Below are 16,023 nucleotides of genomic sequence, written 5' to 3'. Positions count from 1 at the left end.
ATCTTTAGTTCACGGCTGGTTTCCTAAAATCCGCCTCTCAGGCGGGCAGGCGCAAACCGGCTCAGATGCATTCCTAACTTGCCACCATCCTAAAACCCGCCTCTTAGGCGGGGGAAAGATCGGAAACGAATCCGAAAGGAAACTGAAACGGCCCCGCCCGGCCGTCAAATATAGCCATTTTCCGGCCGGGCGGCAAAAAAAAGCGGCGCCCCGCAGGACGCCGCACAGTTATTTACCGGCCGGAAGCTATGCCTTCTCGCCGTCGTAGGCCCACTTGACGTAGATCGCGCCCCAGGTATAACCGCCGCCGAAGGCCGAGAGAATCAGGTTGTCGCCCTTGCGGAGCTGCTTCTCGTAGTCGCAGAGACACGTCGGGATCGTAGCTGCCGTGGTGTTGCCGTTGCGGTCGATGTTGATCATGCACTTGTCCTGCGTGATGCCCATGCGGCGCGCCGTGGCGTCGATGATGCGCAGGTTGGCCTGATGGGGCACCAGATAACGGACATCATCGCCCGTGAGGTTGTGCCGCTCCATCATCTCCACCGAAACATCGGACATCTTCGACACGGCGGCCTTGAACACGGCGTGTCCGTCCCACATGATGGTATGCCAGTTGTTCTGCACCGTCTCGATCGAAGCCGGATAGCGCGAACCGCCCGCCTTCATGTAGAGCTGCATCTCGCCCGAACCGTCGGAACGCAGGATCGAGTCGATCACGCCGTAACCCTCGGTGTCGGGCTCCAGCAGCACGGCTGCCGCCGCGTCGCCGAAGAGCGGGCAGGTCGAACGGTCGGTGTAATCGACGATCGACGACATCTTGTCGGCGCCTACGACGATGACCCGCTTGCTCGTGCCGGCCTCGATGAACTTGGCGCCCGTCGTCAGCGCGAACAGGAATCCGCTGCACGCGGCCGACACGTCGAATGCGAAGGCATTCTTGCAGCCGGCCTGATCGGCGATCAGATTGCCCGTCGAAGGGAAGAACATATCGGGGGTCACGGTGGCGCAGATCACCACATCGACCGACATCGGGTCTACGCCCGTCTTGTCGAGCAGGTTGATGACGGCGCGCGCTCCCATGTAGGAACTGCCGACGCCTTCGCCTTTGAGGATGTGGCGCGTCTTGATACCGGTGTGCGACATGATCCACTCGTCGTTGGTATCGACCATCTGGCTCAACTCGTCATTGGTGAGGATATACTCCGGAAGATACTGTCCCACTCCCGTTATCGCTGCTGTAATCTTACCCATTAACTTAACTTTTGCTGTTCGTAATTCGGATTAATTTTGAAATGCACGCTGCAATTTCTTCGTGAGGCCGGCCCGGATGACCTGCTCGGTCGAAAGGATCATGCTTTTGATGGCCTCGGGCGAAGAGCATCCGTGGCCGATGACGACAGGTGCATTGACACCCAGAACGGGGGTGCCGCCCACGTTTTCGTAGTTCATGGCGTCCCAGAAGGCATTGCTGCCCCCCAGCGCCTTGTTGATGCGGTAGAGACCCTCGGCCATTTTCAGCACCGTGTTGCCGACGAATCCGTCGCAGACGATCACGTCGGCGACCTTTCCCGAGAAGATGTAAGACGCCTCGACGTTGCCCACGAAATTGATGCGGCCGTCGGCCTTCAGCAATTCGTAAGCGGCTTTGGTCTGGACGTTGCCCTTGGTCTCCTCCTCGCCGATGTTGAGCACCGCGACACGCGGTTTTTCGATGCCCAGCACCGCTTCGGCGTATATCGACCCGATCAGTCCGTACTGTTCCAGCACCTCGGGTTTGCAGTCCACGTTCAGACCCACGTCCAGCAGCAGCGCGGGACGCCCTGCCACCGTGGGAACGACGGACGAGATCGTGGGCCGGATGACCCCTTCGATGGGTTTGACGGCGTACATCGAGCCGACCATCATGGCCCCGGTGGAGCCGGCGCTCGCAAATCCGTCGATGGCGCCCTTGGCCAGATAGCCGAAGCCCACCGTAATGCTCGAATCGGTCTTGGACTGGAACGCCTTGGCCGGATGGTCGCCCATCTCGATCACCTCGGTAGTGGCGACGATGTCGAACCTGTCGGCCGGGCACCCTTCCGAAGCGAGCACGGAGTTAATTTTCTGCTCGTCGCCGAACAGCACGATACGGCTGTCCGATCCGACCTTTCCGAGCGCCAGGATAGCGCCCTTCACAGTCGCTTCGGGAGCGTAATCGCCGCCCATGGCGTCTACACCAATCTTTATCATACTCGTGCGATTTGGTTGTTGTCTCCTCCCGCCACCCGCACATACGGCAACGGCCGTGCGACGCCCGGCCCGATCCGGGTGAAACGGAAGAGATTGTTACATAAAAAAAGAGGCAAACCCTGCGGGATGCACTCTTCTGAGTGCCGAACCTATTCGGCAGCCTTCTTCTCGATAGCCAGCTTTCCGCGATAGAAGCCGCATTCGGGGCATACGCGGTGGTACAGCACGGCTGCACCGCAGTTCGAGCAGGTGACCACCGTCGGAACGACAGCCTTGTAGTTGGTTCTGCGCTTATCGCGTCGCGTTGACGAAACTTTGTGTTTAGGATGTGCCATTTTACAGTATGAATTATAAGTTTAACGTATTTTTCGCTTTCGTTATTTCGTGCCGCGGGGCTTTTCCCCCGCTTCTCCCTTTTCCGGCGTCTCCTCCCCGGCCTCCATCCGCTCGCGCAGAGCCGCCAGTTTGGCCCATTCGCCCTCGTTGTGCGCCCCGCCTCCGGCCCGGGCCTCGATCGACGCGAACTCCTGGTCCGAGACAATGCGGAAACGTTCGAGCATGTCGGGGTTGCACATCCCCTCGGGATGCACCCGCTGGTAGGGCAGCGACAGCACGATACTCTCGTAGATGTATTGTTTGAGATCGACCTGATCCTCGCCCGGCAACATCCACATCACCTCGCCGTCGTATTCATGCACCTCTTCGGAGAATTTCACCACGAGCCGCCCCTCGAAATCGATGGGCACGCGGCAATCTTCCAGACAGCGGTCGCACTCCACAACAACGTAGCCCGCGATCGCCACGTCGAGCGTCACCTGGCTTTCCGAGCGGTCGGCGGCGACCGTCACTTCGCAGCGGCCGTCCTTGATTTCCGTGCTCTGGTACTCCTCGAACAGCGATCCGTCCACCTCGAAACGAAATTCGTGGCAGCCGTTCTTCAACCCTTTATAAGGGATCGCATATCGTTGAGATTCCTCCATTTATACATATTTAGTGCGCAAAGTTACGAAAAAATAGGACATTTGCAAAGAAAACCGCGAGATTTAGCGCTTCCGCACGCTTTGCGGCGAGCCCGCCGCAGGATGGTTTTGCATCCGTGCGTCTTTTCCCTATCTTTGCGGAGGATATTCTATCGCACCTTATTATAATATGGACAAAAAAGGATTCACCATCGAAGTCACGAGCCGCTACGACGGGTGGTGGCGGTATAACGCGGCGCTGATGTGCGGCTGTTTCGACGCTGCGGAGCAGCGCATCGGGTTCGCGTCGGCCGAATCGACCGTCGCCGCCGTGGGAGCCAATCTCGCCGAACGCCCGGCCGACATCCCGGCCGACCGCCGCGCGGTGCTGGAGACCATGCCGTGCGACCATCTCGTGCTCTATCTCTACCTCATTCCCCACACGCTGCCTGCGGGCAACGACATCGACACGACACGGCCCTTCGAAATCGAGCTGCGCATCTCCTACGCCGGGCGCCTGCTGCGCACCGAGAAGCGGGCGATCAACCAATGGTCGGGCGCCTCGATAGAGCTGCGCGTGGAGTCGGGAAAATAATCCCCGCCCGGAGCGGCGGCCTCCGACCGCCCGAAAAAAAGAAAGGGACCCCTCGGGGTCCCTTTTCCGTTGAATGGCTTTTCGACTATTTGTTGTTGAAAGCGGCCATCTTCTCGATGAGCATGAGGACCTTGTTCGAGTATCCCCACTCGTTGTCGTACCACGAAACGACCTTTACGAAGGTGTCGGTCAGTGCGATACCGGCAGCCTTGTCGAAGATCGACGTACGGGCGTCGCCCAGGAAGTCCGACGAAACGACAGCCTCCTCGGTGTAACCCAGGATACCTTTCAGTTCGCCTTCCGAAGCCTCCTTCATGGCAGCGCAGATCTCGTCGTACTTGGCGGGCTTGGCCAGGTTCACGGTCAGGTCGACAACCGAAACGTCGAGGGTCGGAACGCGCATCGACATACCGGTCAGCTTACCGTTCAGCTCGGGAATCACCTTGCCTACGGCCTTTGCAGCACCGGTCGACGAGGGGATGATGTTGCCCGAAGCGGCACGGCCGCCGCGCCAGTCCTTCATCGAGGGACCGTCGACGGTCTTCTGCGTTGCGGTGGTCGAGTGAACGGTGGTCATCAGACCGTCGGTGATGCCGAACTTGTCGTTCAGGACCTTGGCGATCGGGGCGAGGCAGTTCGTGGTGCACGATGCGTTCGAAACGATCGTCTGACCCTTGTAGGTATCGGTGTTCACGCCGCATACGAACATCGGGGTGTCGTCCTTCGAGGGAGCCGACATGACGACGTATTTGGCACCGGCTGCGATATGGGCCTCGGCCTTCTCCTTGGTGAGGAACAGACCCGTCGACTCGACTACGTACTCGGCGCCGACCTCGTTCCACTTCAGGTTTGCGGGGTCCTTCTCGGCGGTTACGCGGATCGACTTGCCGTTTACGATCAGCAGGCTCTTCTCAGCGTTGAAGTCTACCGTACCGTTGAAGCGGCCGTGCATCGTGTCGTACTTGAGCATGTAAGCCATGTAGTCCACGGGAACCAGGTCGTTGATGCCCACCACTTCGATGTTGTCGTTCGTGCAGGCTGCACGGAACACCAGACGGCCGATACGACCGAAGCCGTTGATACCGATTTTAATAGTTGCCATAATGATTTGAATTATTTGTTAGTAAAAAATTGCGTTATTTTTTTCACAGCACAAAAGTACATACTTTCCGTTATTTACGCAAATAAAAAATTAAATTTTTTTACGAACCGTATGCACCTGTGCGCCGCATTCTCCCTGCGGCCTATTCCGCGACCTTCTTGGCACGCTTGGCCATGGCCGAGGCGAAGACGAAATCGTTGAGTTCGCGGTTGTCGGCGTGGAGTATGTCGTCCTTGGTCCCCTCCCACCATTTGCGGCCACCGTGGATATATACAATTTTCTCGCCGATCTCCATCACCGAGTTCATGTCGTGCGTATTGATGATCGTCGTAATGCCGTACTCCTGCGTGATCTCGTGAATCAGGTTGTCGATGACGATCGAGGTCTGGGGATCGAGGCCCGAGTTGGGCTCGTCGCAGAAGAGGTAGCGGGGGTTCATCACGATGGCGCGGGCGATGGCCACGCGCTTGATCATGCCGCCCGACAGTTCGGCCGGATAGAGCCGGTTGGCGTCTTCGAGGCGCACGCGCTGAAGGCAGAAATTCACGCGCTCCATCTTCTCCTTCGTGCTCTGCGACGTGAAGAGGTCCAGCGGCAGCCGGACATTCTCCTCAACGGTCGATGAATCGAGCAGCGCCCCGCCCTGGAAGATCATGCCGATGTCCTTGCGGATGGCCTTGCGGTCGCGGAACCCCAGCCGGGTGAAATTGATGTCGTCGTACCACACGTCGCCCGAATCGGGTTCGTGCAGTCCGACCAGCGTTTTGAGCAGCACGGTCTTTCCCGAGCCGCTGCGGCCGATGATGAGGTTGGTCTTCCCGGTTTCGAACTCCACCGAGATGTCGTCGAGCACCACGCGCCCGTCGAACGTTTTGACGATATGTTCGGCACGTATCATATGAGCAGGACTTGCGTAAGAATCAGGTCGAAAAGCAGGACCACCACGCAGCTGGCCACCACGGCGCGCGTCGATGCGGCGCCGACCTCCAGCGAGTTGCCCCGGGCGTTGTAGCCGTAGAAAGCCGAGATCGAAGTGATGATGTAGGCGAAGACGACGGTCTTGATGAGCGTGTAGGTGATCGAATAGGGTTTGAAATCCATCAGCAGGCCGTCAACGTAGTCGGCCGGGATCATAATGCCCGTGGCCGCGGCGATGATCCATCCGCCGAGGATGCCGATCAGGATCGAGAGGATCGTGAGGAAAGGGAAGAAGAGCATCGCGGCGACGATCTTCGGAAGAATCAGGTACGAAGCCGAATTGACGCCCATGATTTCGAGGGCGTCGATCTGCTCGGTAATGCGCATCGTCCCGATCTCCGAGGCGATCGACGAACCGACCTTGCCGGCGAGGATCAGCGCCACGACCGCCGACGAGAATTCCAGGATCATCGTTTCGCGCGTGGCATAGCCCACCAGCGAGCGGGGAATGAAGGGCGAATCGAGGTTGATGCACATTTGCAGCGTGATGACCGCGCCGATGAACACCGAGATGATGGCCGTCAGGCCGATCGAATTGACGCCCAGCGCCTCCATCTCGAAGACGATGCGCCGGCGGTAGATCGCCGCCTTCTCCGGACGGGAAAAGACCTTCCCCATCAGCATGAAATAGCGGCCTATGATTTCGAATACCTTCAACATGCGGCTACCGTTCCTTTTCCTCCTCGAAATCGACGTAGTCGCCCACGTCCTTCGACACACGTTTCTCGGGGGTCCCGGCGGTCCGGTGCACCCGCACCTCGCCTTCGCGGCCCCTGCGCTCCCGGTCTGCAAACGGCGAGCCGGAATTCCGCTGCCGGAATCCGCCCTGCGCCTGATCCCCGAAGCCTTCGCCGAACTGCTCCTCCATCTGCTTGCGGACCCTGTAAATCCGCCAGCGGAAGGCCAGCATCAGCACGACGGCCAAAATGACAAGTCCCATAAAAAAGTACATGATAAAAAGCGCGATGCCTTTCAGCAGCGCGGGGGCGCCGAGCGCCAGTATGACGATAAGGAGCGTCGTCAGCGGATTGCGCTGCACGAAACCCACCAGCGAGTCGATGATTGCCGTTATGAAATTCATTCCGATTCTGGTTTACATCCCCACAAAGGTAGGGAAAAATCTGCGTATTTCAATTAATTGTCGTAAATTTGGCGGCTGAAAGCAAAAACAAATCAAACCCGATATGTTAACTTCCCTCACCGCCATTTCGCCCGTTGACGGGCGCTACCGTAATAAAACGGAGAAACTGGCCGATTATTTTTCCGAACAGGCCCTCATCCGCTACCGCATCCGCGTCGAAGTGGAGTATTTCATCGCGCTCTGCGAACTGCCGCTGCCGCAGCTCGCCGGCATCGACCGCTCGAAATTCGCCGCCCTGCGCTCGCTGTACACCGATTTCTCGACCGCCGACGCCCAACGCGTCAAGGAGATCGAGTCGGTGACGAACCACGATGTCAAGGCCATCGAGTACATCATCAAGGAGAAAATGGACACCCTGGGGCTCGAAGCCTACAAGGAGTTCGTGCACTTCGGCCTCACGTCGCAGGACATCAACAACACGGCCATCCCGCTCTCGCTGAAAGAGGCCATGACGGGGGTCTACTACCCCGCCGTCGAGGAGGTCCGCGGCAAGCTGGCGTCGTTCGCCGAGCAGTGGCGCGCGGTGCCGATGCTGGCACGCACGCACGGGCAGCCCGCCTCGCCGACCTCCCTGGGCAAGGAATTCATGGTCTTCGTCGAGCGCATCGAAAAACAGCTGGCCATGCTCCACGACATCGCCGTGCCGGCCAAGTTCGGCGGCGCCACGGGCAATTTCAACGCCCACCGCGCGGCCTATCCCGGCATCGACTGGGTGGAATTCGCCAACCGCTTCGTGGGCGAAAAGCTGGGGCTCTGCCGCTCGCAGTACACCACGCAGATCGAGCACTACGACAATCTGGCGGCGATCTTCGACAACATGAAGCGCATCGACACCATTCTGATCGACCTTTCGCGCGACATGTGGACCTATATTTCGATGGAGTACTTCAAGCAGCAGATCAAGGCCGGGGAGGTCGGATCGAGCGCCATGCCCCACAAGGTCAACCCCATCGACTTCGAGAACGCCGAGGGTAATTTCGGCATCGCCAACGCCGTCTTCGAGCACCTCGCGTCGAAACTCCCCGTCTCGCGCCTGCAACGCGACCTGACGGATTCGACCGTCCTGCGCAACGTCGGCGTGCCGATGGCCCATGCGGTGATCGCCCTGCAATCGCTGATGAAAGGACTCAACAAGGTGATCCTCAACCCCGAAGCGCTGGAGCACGACCTGGAGAACAACTGGGCCGTCGTGGCCGAGGGCATCCAGACCATCCTGCGCCGCGAAGGCTTCCCCAAGCCCTACGAGGCGCTGAAAGCCCTCACGCGCACCAACGCCCACATCACCCGCGAATCGATCGCGGCGTTCATCGAGACGCTCGACGTGGCGGAATCGGTCAAGGAGGAGTTGCGCGCCCTCTCGCCCTCGACCTACACGGGCGTATTCCGATAGGTCTTTCTCCCAAAAAGCGAAATGCAGGGCCCCGCTCGGAGCCCTGCATTTTTTCCGTCATAACGGCCGCTACTCCTTGCAGCAGCGCACCGTGTAGCCATAGGAGCGGTGTACGTCCAGCTCCGGATTGATCGACCCGGATGTGCTGATCCGCTTCTTGACATACAGGTAGTAAGCCTTGACCGCCGTCGCCTTCGACGACCAGTAGCCGCCCGAACCGCCGCTCGAAGCCCGCTGGCCGACGATGGCACCGGTATTGTACATGCGGTAGCCCTGCCCCGGATACCAGGCCGTCTGCCCGTTGTAAGTATAGGTCACGCCATAGTTTTCGACATCCCATGCCGACACGCCGTCGATGTAGTCGCGTCCCGAACTCAGGTTCTCCCATGCGTCTATATCCGGGACCTTGTATCCCGGAGGGCAGGGATCGTTCAGGGTCTTGGCCTCTCCCCACAGTTTTGCGCTCGGCTTCGCCAGCCAGTTGGAACCGGTTCCGACCGTATTGTTATAGAACGTCATCGGATTGGCCGCGGCTGCCTCCGGCGTCACGGCGGCCTTGGCGAGGCTCCACGTCAGAGCCGCATACGCGGGGTTTACGACGGTAAGTTCTTTCACCTCATCGAAAGGGGTGGCGCTGGTCGAGGTTTTCGTTCCCCAGTAGAACGGGTCCTTGCGCCCCCACTGGTAATACATGCCGTAAGCGTCCGTTCCGCCGACGGTGGTTCCCACAGCGCCCAGATTGCGGTCCATAAAGACCACGCCGTTCTCATAGGCCATCGTCTGCGGGGCGTCGGTCACCCAAATATGCCAGCTCCACACGATCGCATCCTCCTGCACGAGGGCCACCAGCGCGTTGCCCCGGCCCTCGCCGACCGTGAAGACGATCTCCCCCGACTCTTCGTCGAGGACAACATCCGACACCAGCCCCTCCCGGTCGGTCCATATCCAGTCGGCCTTCATGCCGTCGGCGATTTCGATCGCCGGGTCGAATCCTGCCGAAGCCGCTTCGCCCGCGCCGTTGCCGCGCACCTTCGCATTGAACGCATAGGTTCCCGGAGTCGATACGACATAGCAGTTGGCCGTTCCTGCGGCGCTCAGGTCATCGACCTTCGCCGCAGAAAGTTCCCCGCCGCCGGTCAGCACCACCTTCACGCGCCCCTCGGCCATCGTCACCGAACGGAATTGGGCCGCCTGCACCTCCTCCGACGCCTCGATCGGCTCTCCGGCGGCGTCCACGATCCGCCACGGCGCAGCCTCGCCCGCCGCAACGGTCCAATAGCCCTCTTCGTCAACATCCGTCACCGGAACGGCCCCCGAGACGGGCATCCGCGCACCCGAGGCGTCTTTCAGCCACGGCGCATCCTTTTCCGCGGCGAGCGTCCAATAATAAACCTTCTCGTCGGCCGCAATTCCGATCAACGGGGCTCCGGCTGCCTCCGCATCGCAGGCGACTGTCACCTCCGTGCCGTCGCGGAACGCGATAAGCGTCCCCGCGTCGCCCTCCGTCACGGCACCGACCGCCGAGCGCGACACGGCTCCGGTCAGCTCCCGAAGCGTAACGAGCCCGGCATTGAGGTCCTCGATCTTCTGTTTCAGCTCCGGGGAGACGGGATCGACGGAGGGGGGGGGTACATCGCCCGGGCCGTTGCCCGAGTCGCTTTCACATCCGCCGAGGAGCAGCGTCCAAGCGCAGATCACAAACAATTTTTTCATCATGCTTTGCTTTTTAGTTAATGGTGTTGTCTGTTCGTCCGGTCCGGACAGGCTTTCCCGACGACGACAGGCATACACAAGCGGGAGCGGGAACGGCAAGTCCCGGCAAAGCATGGCGACAACCTTTTCATCCGACCGTAAAAAGTCTGTCCGAAGAGGTTTGCTGCTGATGAAAAAAAGCGAAAGCTGTTAACAAATTGCGCGCAGGCACAATGCCGGCGGCATGTCAGGCGCCCCCTTTCTCCGCAGGAGCAAACACTCTATCGTGCAAGGCAGGTCTTCTGACTCGTCCCGAATGCGGCGCCTTCCCGGTTTTCACCAGTGGCTCGGATTGCCGCATCCTTTCATGCCCTCGACGGGCGGGACTCACAGCAGCGGGAACTGTTGCCGATTCACACGGCATTCCCTTTTAATTCCCCGCGAGGGGAAACCATTGCGGGAACAAAGATAGGCTTTTCCCGCCGGGAAGCAAACGAATCCGGCGGAATATTTGTCCGGAGGGTCCGAAAATCGCTCAAAAAGCCTTTTCGGCCCCGGCCAACCGTTTTCGGACGACCGCCGTCCATCTTTGGCACGCACTTTGCGATTACTTCAATCAACTGCGGCACAGCAACCGCAGTGAGGTTTCTTCATTTATTTAAGTTTGGGTTAGTAGTTTTAGGAGGGCAACCTCCGGGGGCAGCAGGCAATCGTGACGATTCCCTGCTGTTTTTTTGCGTATCCACCCGTCGCAGCGAGGAGGCAGACCGGAAACGAGGCAACCGTCCATCGCCCCCTAAAACCCGCTTCTTAAGCGGGCGGGTCAGAACTCCACCGTGACGCCCAGCGACGGCAGCAAAGTGCCGCTGACCTGTTCGAGCCTCTTCATGCGGTAGCGCTGCTCCGACGCCGGAGCCGAGGGGTTCTCGATCTCGCCCGTGGACATCAGCACGTCGGGCTGGCGGAGCTTTCCTCCGGCAACGTTCTGCAAGTCGATGTAGAGCCCCAGCATGCAGCGGCGGAAATAGAATACCTTGTCGATGCGCACGTCGAGCTGGGCGAAGGCGTCGAGCCGCCCGGCATTGTACCTCGAATAGTCGTAATAGGGCCGTCCCTGCGCGTCCCACGCCTCGACGAGCGACGATTTCTCCTCGTCGTAGGGCGTGTAGGGCGCACCGCCCACGGCGCTGAGCTTCGCCCCGACGCTCCAATGGCGCGGCAGATCGTAGGTGCCGCTGACGTTGACCACGAAACGGTTGTCCCACGCCGAAGCGATCCACGGGGCCGAACGGTCGTTGCGGTACTCCGAGCGGAACACGGTCACCGACCCCACGACGCTCACGCGCCCCGGAATCTGCCAGCGGGCCATCGCCTCGACGCCGTAGGCGCGTCCCTGCGCCGAGGAGACCAGCTCCTCGTTGCCCACCACGCCGTAGTCGTTGCCCTTGCACGAGAGCGGAATCCCGTCCGCGACCGACAGGGGCACATCCCCGTAGCGTTTGTAGAATCCCTCGACCGAGACGATCAGCCGGTCGCGCAGCCGCCAGTCGATGCCGGCGCTGAAAATCCCGACCCGCATGTAGTCGAGCGATTCGTTCACCAGCCTGTCGTCCCGCTTGAATCCCAGCGCCGTATAGGCCGGCAGCTGGTAGTAGAGCCCTGCGCTGCCGCTGACCGACCACGCCGGAGCCAGCGCATAGGAGACCGACGCGCGCGGCGAGGGCCGGTTCCACAGCCGGGCCATGCGCCCCGAGTAGTCGCACCCGTCGGCGCGCAGTCCCGCCGAGGCGGTGAACCGCTTGTCCGCAGAGGCGTATTCGGCTCCGGCGAAAAGCCCCCAGCCGACGATTCCCAGCCGCGTATCGTAATCCGAGAGCTGCGACTTGTCGGTGTAGAGCCGTTGTAGCGTGCGGTTCGTGTAACCGGACCAGTTCACCTCGACGCCCTCGCGGAGCGTCCAGCGGCCCAGGTAGGAGCGGTTCTCGGCCCGCAGCGCGGTCTTCTGCTCCACGGAACGGAGCCGCAGCGTGAGGTTGTCCTCCGACGAATCGTCGTTGCGCAGGTATTTCAGGTTACGGTTGTTCAGGTAGTTGTGGCTCAGCGTCACGGTCTGCACGTGGCGGCCCGCATAGTGACGCCACGAAGCCCCCACGGTGAAAGTCTCCTGCCGGATGCGGGGCAGGTAGCTCAGCAGGTATTCGGCGTCCTCGCCCTTCTCATCGACGTTGAGCTTCATATTGTCGAAGCCCGCCAGGGCCAGCACCGTCAGCTCGTCGCGCTCCGAAAGGCGTGTTTTGACCTTCACCTGCCCGTCGATGTAGTTGGGCAGAAACGGCAGCCCCAGCATCTTGAACAGCAGTTGCAGATAGGACTGGCGGACCGAAAACAGGTAGGTGGTCTTTCTGCCGATATGGCCGCTGCCGCTCACGCCCACCTCCGAAGCCCCCAACGTGGCCTTGAAGGTCTGCTTTTCGGCATTGCCGTCGCGCAATTTGAAATCCAGCACCGAACTCAGCGCCCCGGCCCGGTCGGCGGGGAAAGCCCCCGTATAGAAGCTGATCTCGCGCACGAGGTCGGCATTGACGATGCTCACCGGGCCGCCCGTGGCGCCCTGCGTGGCGAAGTGGTTGATATTGGGGATCTCGATCCCGTCCATGTAGAATTTGTTCTCCGCGGGGCCTCCGCCGCGCACGATCAGGTCGTTGCGGTAACCCACGGGCGAAAAGGCCACGCCGGGATAGGAGCGCACGATGCGCGACACGTCGCGGTTCGAGCCGGGGCTCTTCTCGATCTCCTGCAAGCCGATCACCTTCAGGCTCACCGGACTTTCGACCGTGGCGCGGAACGGCGACGGCCGCACCGTCACGGCCTCCAGCCGCTCGGCGTCCTCCTCCAGCTCGACCTCGATGAAGGGCGTGGCCGCCGACACCATATATTCGGGTGTCGTGACGCTCTTATACCCCACCGACGAGACCGCCAGCCGCCAGATGCCGGGCTCCACCCGTTCGATGCGGAATCTCCCCAGCAAATCGGTCGAAGCGCCCTTCCGCTCCTGCCCGGCCAGCACCACGGCGGCATAGGCCACGGGGCGGCGGCTCAGACGGTCGATCACCCGTCCGCTGACGGAGTAGGCTCCCTGCTGTCCCCGCACGGCGAACGCCGCCGGCAGGCACAGACACAGCATCACGATTTTCAGGAGTTTCATACGGCAAATATAGCCGATCGGAGCTAATCCGCCGCCGTTTCGCCGGAATATTTCGGCAGCAATTTCAGATAGACGAGCAGAATGACGTTCATCAGCAGGGCGTAGACGATGGCCGGGATGGCCATCTCCCCGCTGTCGAAGATCAGCGGCGAGGCGGCGATGGCGATGGCCTGCGCGGCGTTCTGCATCCCGACCTCGATAACGACGGTTCTCCGCGCCGCCCTCCGCAGTCCGAACACCCGGGACAGCAGCGATCCGGCGCTCATGGCCAACAAGATCAGCGCCCCGGCGGCCAGTCCCAGCGTCCCGAGGTTTTCCAGAATGGTGCCGGCATACTGCACGAAGAAAACCGCGGCCAGCAACATCAGCGCGGGAAAGGCCACGCGCCCCAGCGACGCATGGACCCGCCGGGCCGCATCCGGACGCCAGCGGCGGAACAGGGCTCCCGCGGCCATCGGCAGGAAGAGCAGGACGATATTCTGGACCAGCAGTTTCCCGGCCGGGAGGTCGATGGCCGCATCGGCATGCACGGAGACGAACCGCGCGGCGAACCCCATCACCACCGGAATCGTGAAGAGCGTGACGACGCTGCTCAACGCCGTCAGCGTCACCGACAAAGCCACGTCGCCCTTAGCCAGCATCGAAAATACGTTCGACGAGCTGCCTCCGGGACAGCAGGCGATCAGCATCAGCCCCATGAACCACACGGGCGGAAGCCGGAACGCCAGCGCCACGCCGAAAGCGATGAGCGGCAGTGCCAGGAGCTGCCCGAGCAGCCCCGCGACGACGGCTGCGGGACGGCGGAACACCCCGGCGAACGCCTGCCGGTCGAGTTCGATACCGAGCTGGAACATCAGCACGATCAGAATGGGGAGTACGATCCAAATGGTATTCATAGCGGCACCGGAATAAGGATTGAACAACAAAAAAGTCTTCCAGAAAATCCTGAAAGACTTTTTTCATCGGTGGGAACAAGCGGATTTGAACCGCTGACCTCCTGCTTGTCGAGCAGGCGCTCTAAACCAACTGAGCTATGCTCCCTGCATAAAAAAACCATCTTCCGAGATGGTTGTAACCTTGTGGGAGCTGAGGGATTCGAACCCCCGACCCTCTGCTTGTAAGGCAGACGCTCTGAACCGACTGAGCTAAGCTCCCGAGAAAACTCTCCCTTGCGGGAAAGTGGAAATATATGGGCGGCCGCAAGGCCGACAAAAAAGCCACCCTTATCCTGCGGTGGCTTCGTGGGAGCTGAGGGATTCGAACCCCCGACCCTCTGCTTGTAAGGCAGACGCTCTGAACCAACTGAGCTAAGCTCCCCTAAAAATGGCTTGGGACTGCAAAGGCAATCTTCCGATCGCCCATTCCGGACCATCCTTTTACGGACAACCCCTTGCAGGCGCATTCTTGAAAGAACCTTTACGCAACCCTCGCGCATCTGCGCCTGAACAAGGACTTGAACCTAGGACCCCATGATTAACAGTCATGTGCTCTAACCAACTGAGCTATTCAGGCATTCGAAAACGAGTTGTTTCATCGTTTCGGAGTGCAAATATAGAGCAAAAATTCATTCCTGCAAAATTATTGCACGAATTTTTCGCAAAAAAAGTATCTTTGCATGTCCCGCAACAACCGAACCGATGTCAGCGAAACGAACCATACTCCTCATTATCGCGGCGTTCGCCGCCCTTTCCGCCGCCGCGCAGGCGCGTCTGGTCTTCGAACCCGACACCTGGGATTTCGGCACCATCCGCGAGAGCGACGGCCGCGTCAGCCACACTTTCACGGGCGTCAACCGCGGCGACAAGCCGCTGGTGATCCTCGACGTGGTGACCTCCTGCGGCTGCACGGCGCCCGAATTCTCGCGCCGTCCCGTCACCCCGGGCGGCACGACGCAGATCACCGTCACGTACGACCCCACGAACCGCCCCGGCACCTTCACCAAGGAGCTGTGGATCTATTCCGACGAACGGAAGAAAGTCGCCTCGATCACCGTGCAGGGCAATGTCACGCCCCGCGAAAAGAGCCTCGAAGAGCTCTACCCGGTCGATGCCGGCGGGGGCCTGCGGCTGGCCGCGACGCTCAGCGCCTTCTCCTATATATATCAGGGGCGGCAGACGCAGGGGGCGATCGGCTACGCCAACGCCTCGGACCGCACGATCCGCCTCTCGCTGCGTCCGCAGAGCGCAAGCGGCCTGCTCAGCATCGACGCCCCGCAGCGGATCGCGCCGGGCCAGCGGGGCGAGATCAACCTCTCCTACCTCATCCCGGCCGACAAACCCCGCTACGGCACCCTGCGCGACGCGCTGGAAGTCGCCGTTGACGGCCGCAGCAACGGCACGACGATCGTTGCGCACGGCATCGGCGTCGATCCGCGGCCTGCCGACGCGACACAAAAGACCCCGAGGGCCGAATTTTCGGAAAATATCCTTAAATTTGGACCGGTGAAGCATGCGGGCCCGCGCCGGAAGCTGTCGTTCACGCTCTCGAACACGGGCGAAGCCGAACTGATCGTCCGGGCCGTGGAGGGCGAAGGACACATCGCCACGACGCTCGCACCGGGCCAGACGGTGGCTCCGGGAGGTTCCTACCGGGCCGAGGTGCTCCTCGACCCCGGGACGCAGGATTTCGGCGTCCTGACCGAGCACCTCGTGGTGGTGACCAACGATCCCGTGCGGCCAATGCGGCGGCTGCGGATCACGGCGATCATCGAAGAGTGACACACAAACGCTTAA

Annotated in this window: 14 protein-coding genes, 4 tRNA genes and 1 riboswitch; of the genes, 3 read left to right on the top strand and 15 right to left on the bottom strand. The window is 60.7% G+C overall.

Features of this window, described 5'->3' with window-relative positions:
• Positions 1 to 246 precede the first annotated feature (246 nt).
• The 4 genes from NQ519_RS09520 to NQ519_RS09505 all read right to left on the bottom strand — a co-directional run bounded on the left by NQ519_RS09520 (position 247) and on the right by NQ519_RS09505 (position 3,209).
• A complete protein-coding gene (locus tag NQ519_RS09520; RefSeq protein WP_026076663.1) occupies positions 247 to 1,251 on the bottom strand; it encodes a beta-ketoacyl-ACP synthase III in 1,005 nt (334 codons plus the stop codon).
• Positions 1,252 to 1,281: 30 nt separating this feature from the next.
• Positions 1,282 to 2,229: a phosphate acyltransferase PlsX gene (plsX, locus tag NQ519_RS09515; RefSeq protein WP_083871105.1), complete on the bottom strand. Its 948-nt coding sequence runs from the start codon at positions 2,227 to 2,229 to the stop codon at positions 1,282 to 1,284.
• A gap of 149 nt (positions 2,230 to 2,378) precedes the next feature.
• On the bottom strand, positions 2,379 to 2,564 hold the full coding sequence (gene rpmF / locus NQ519_RS09510; protein WP_083871108.1) for a 50S ribosomal protein L32: 186 nt from the start codon (positions 2,562 to 2,564) through the stop codon (positions 2,379 to 2,381).
• Positions 2,565 to 2,606: 42 nt separating this feature from the next.
• Positions 2,607 to 3,209, bottom strand: a complete 603-nt coding sequence (locus tag NQ519_RS09505) for a YceD family protein (RefSeq protein WP_026076664.1) — start codon at positions 3,207 to 3,209, stop codon at positions 2,607 to 2,609.
• 169 nt (positions 3,210 to 3,378) lie between these two features.
• On the opposite strand from NQ519_RS09505, the gene NQ519_RS09500 reads away from it, so the two are divergent.
• On the top strand, positions 3,379 to 3,783 hold the full coding sequence (locus NQ519_RS09500) for a hypothetical protein (RefSeq protein WP_019151388.1): 405 nt from the start codon (positions 3,379 to 3,381) through the stop codon (positions 3,781 to 3,783).
• Positions 3,784 to 3,868: 85 nt separating this feature from the next.
• On the opposite strand, the gene gap is transcribed toward NQ519_RS09500, so the two are convergent.
• The 4 genes from gap to NQ519_RS09480 all read right to left on the bottom strand — a co-directional run bounded on the left by gap (position 3,869) and on the right by NQ519_RS09480 (position 6,944).
• Complete coding sequence (gene gap, locus NQ519_RS09495) at positions 3,869 to 4,885, bottom strand: type I glyceraldehyde-3-phosphate dehydrogenase (protein WP_010264566.1); 1,017 nt, start codon at positions 4,883 to 4,885, stop codon at positions 3,869 to 3,871.
• 142 nt (positions 4,886 to 5,027) lie between these two features.
• Complete coding sequence (locus tag NQ519_RS09490; protein WP_019151389.1) at positions 5,028 to 5,783, bottom strand: ABC transporter ATP-binding protein; 756 nt, start codon at positions 5,781 to 5,783, stop codon at positions 5,028 to 5,030.
• Complete coding sequence (locus NQ519_RS09485) at positions 5,780 to 6,523, bottom strand: MlaE family ABC transporter permease (protein WP_019151390.1); 744 nt, start codon at positions 6,521 to 6,523, stop codon at positions 5,780 to 5,782. Before NQ519_RS09485 ends, NQ519_RS09490 begins: the two co-directional genes overlap by 4 nt.
• Positions 6,524 to 6,527: 4 nt before the next feature.
• A complete protein-coding gene (locus NQ519_RS09480; RefSeq protein ID WP_019151391.1) occupies positions 6,528 to 6,944 on the bottom strand; it encodes a DUF4834 family protein in 417 nt (138 codons plus the stop codon).
• A 103-nt stretch (positions 6,945 to 7,047) separates the two neighbouring features.
• On the opposite strand from NQ519_RS09480, the gene purB reads away from it, so the two are divergent.
• A complete protein-coding gene (gene purB, locus NQ519_RS09475) occupies positions 7,048 to 8,394 on the top strand; it encodes an adenylosuccinate lyase (protein ID WP_019151392.1) in 1,347 nt (448 codons plus the stop codon).
• A gap of 69 nt (positions 8,395 to 8,463) precedes the next feature.
• Here the strand turns inward: purB and NQ519_RS09470 are convergent, their stop codons facing one another.
• The 7 genes from NQ519_RS09470 to NQ519_RS09440 all read right to left on the bottom strand — a co-directional run bounded on the left by NQ519_RS09470 (position 8,464) and on the right by NQ519_RS09440 (position 14,803).
• Positions 8,464 to 10,107, bottom strand: coding sequence for a PL29 family lyase N-terminal domain-containing protein (locus NQ519_RS09470; RefSeq protein WP_227901140.1), 1,644 nt, complete (start codon positions 10,105 to 10,107; stop codon positions 8,464 to 8,466).
• A gap of 254 nt (positions 10,108 to 10,361) precedes the next feature.
• Positions 10,362 to 10,558: riboswitch (cobalamin riboswitch) on the bottom strand.
• A gap of 351 nt (positions 10,559 to 10,909) precedes the next feature.
• The gene (locus tag NQ519_RS09465; protein ID WP_019151394.1) at positions 10,910 to 13,291 is read right to left on the bottom strand and encodes a TonB-dependent receptor; all 2,382 of its coding nucleotides are present in this window, start codon (positions 13,289 to 13,291) and stop codon (positions 10,910 to 10,912) included.
• 23 nt (positions 13,292 to 13,314) lie between these two features.
• Positions 13,315 to 14,214, bottom strand: a complete 900-nt coding sequence (locus NQ519_RS09460) for a bile acid:sodium symporter family protein (protein WP_227901161.1) — start codon at positions 14,212 to 14,214, stop codon at positions 13,315 to 13,317.
• A gap of 43 nt (positions 14,215 to 14,257) precedes the next feature.
• Positions 14,258 to 14,332 (bottom strand) — tRNA-Val (locus tag NQ519_RS09455).
• Between the two features lie 39 nt (positions 14,333 to 14,371).
• Positions 14,372 to 14,446 (bottom strand) — tRNA-Val (locus NQ519_RS09450).
• 87 nt (positions 14,447 to 14,533) lie between these two features.
• A tRNA-Val gene (locus NQ519_RS09445) sits at positions 14,534 to 14,608 on the bottom strand.
• 121 nt (positions 14,609 to 14,729) lie between these two features.
• A tRNA-Asn gene (locus NQ519_RS09440) sits at positions 14,730 to 14,803 on the bottom strand.
• Positions 14,804 to 14,928: 125 nt separating this feature from the next.
• Here NQ519_RS09440 and NQ519_RS09435 point away from each other — a divergent pair.
• Entirely contained in the window at positions 14,929 to 16,008 is a 1,080-nt protein-coding gene (locus NQ519_RS09435; RefSeq protein ID WP_019151396.1) for a DUF1573 domain-containing protein, read from the top strand.
• Positions 16,009 to 16,023: the final 15 nt, after the last annotated feature.

It is taken from the genome of Alistipes senegalensis JC50 (genome assembly GCF_025145645.1).
GTDB lineage: Bacteria > Bacteroidota > Bacteroidia > Bacteroidales > Rikenellaceae > Alistipes > Alistipes senegalensis.
Note: the sequence above shows the minus strand (reverse complement) of the source record. Positions and strands in the feature narration are given on the sequence as shown.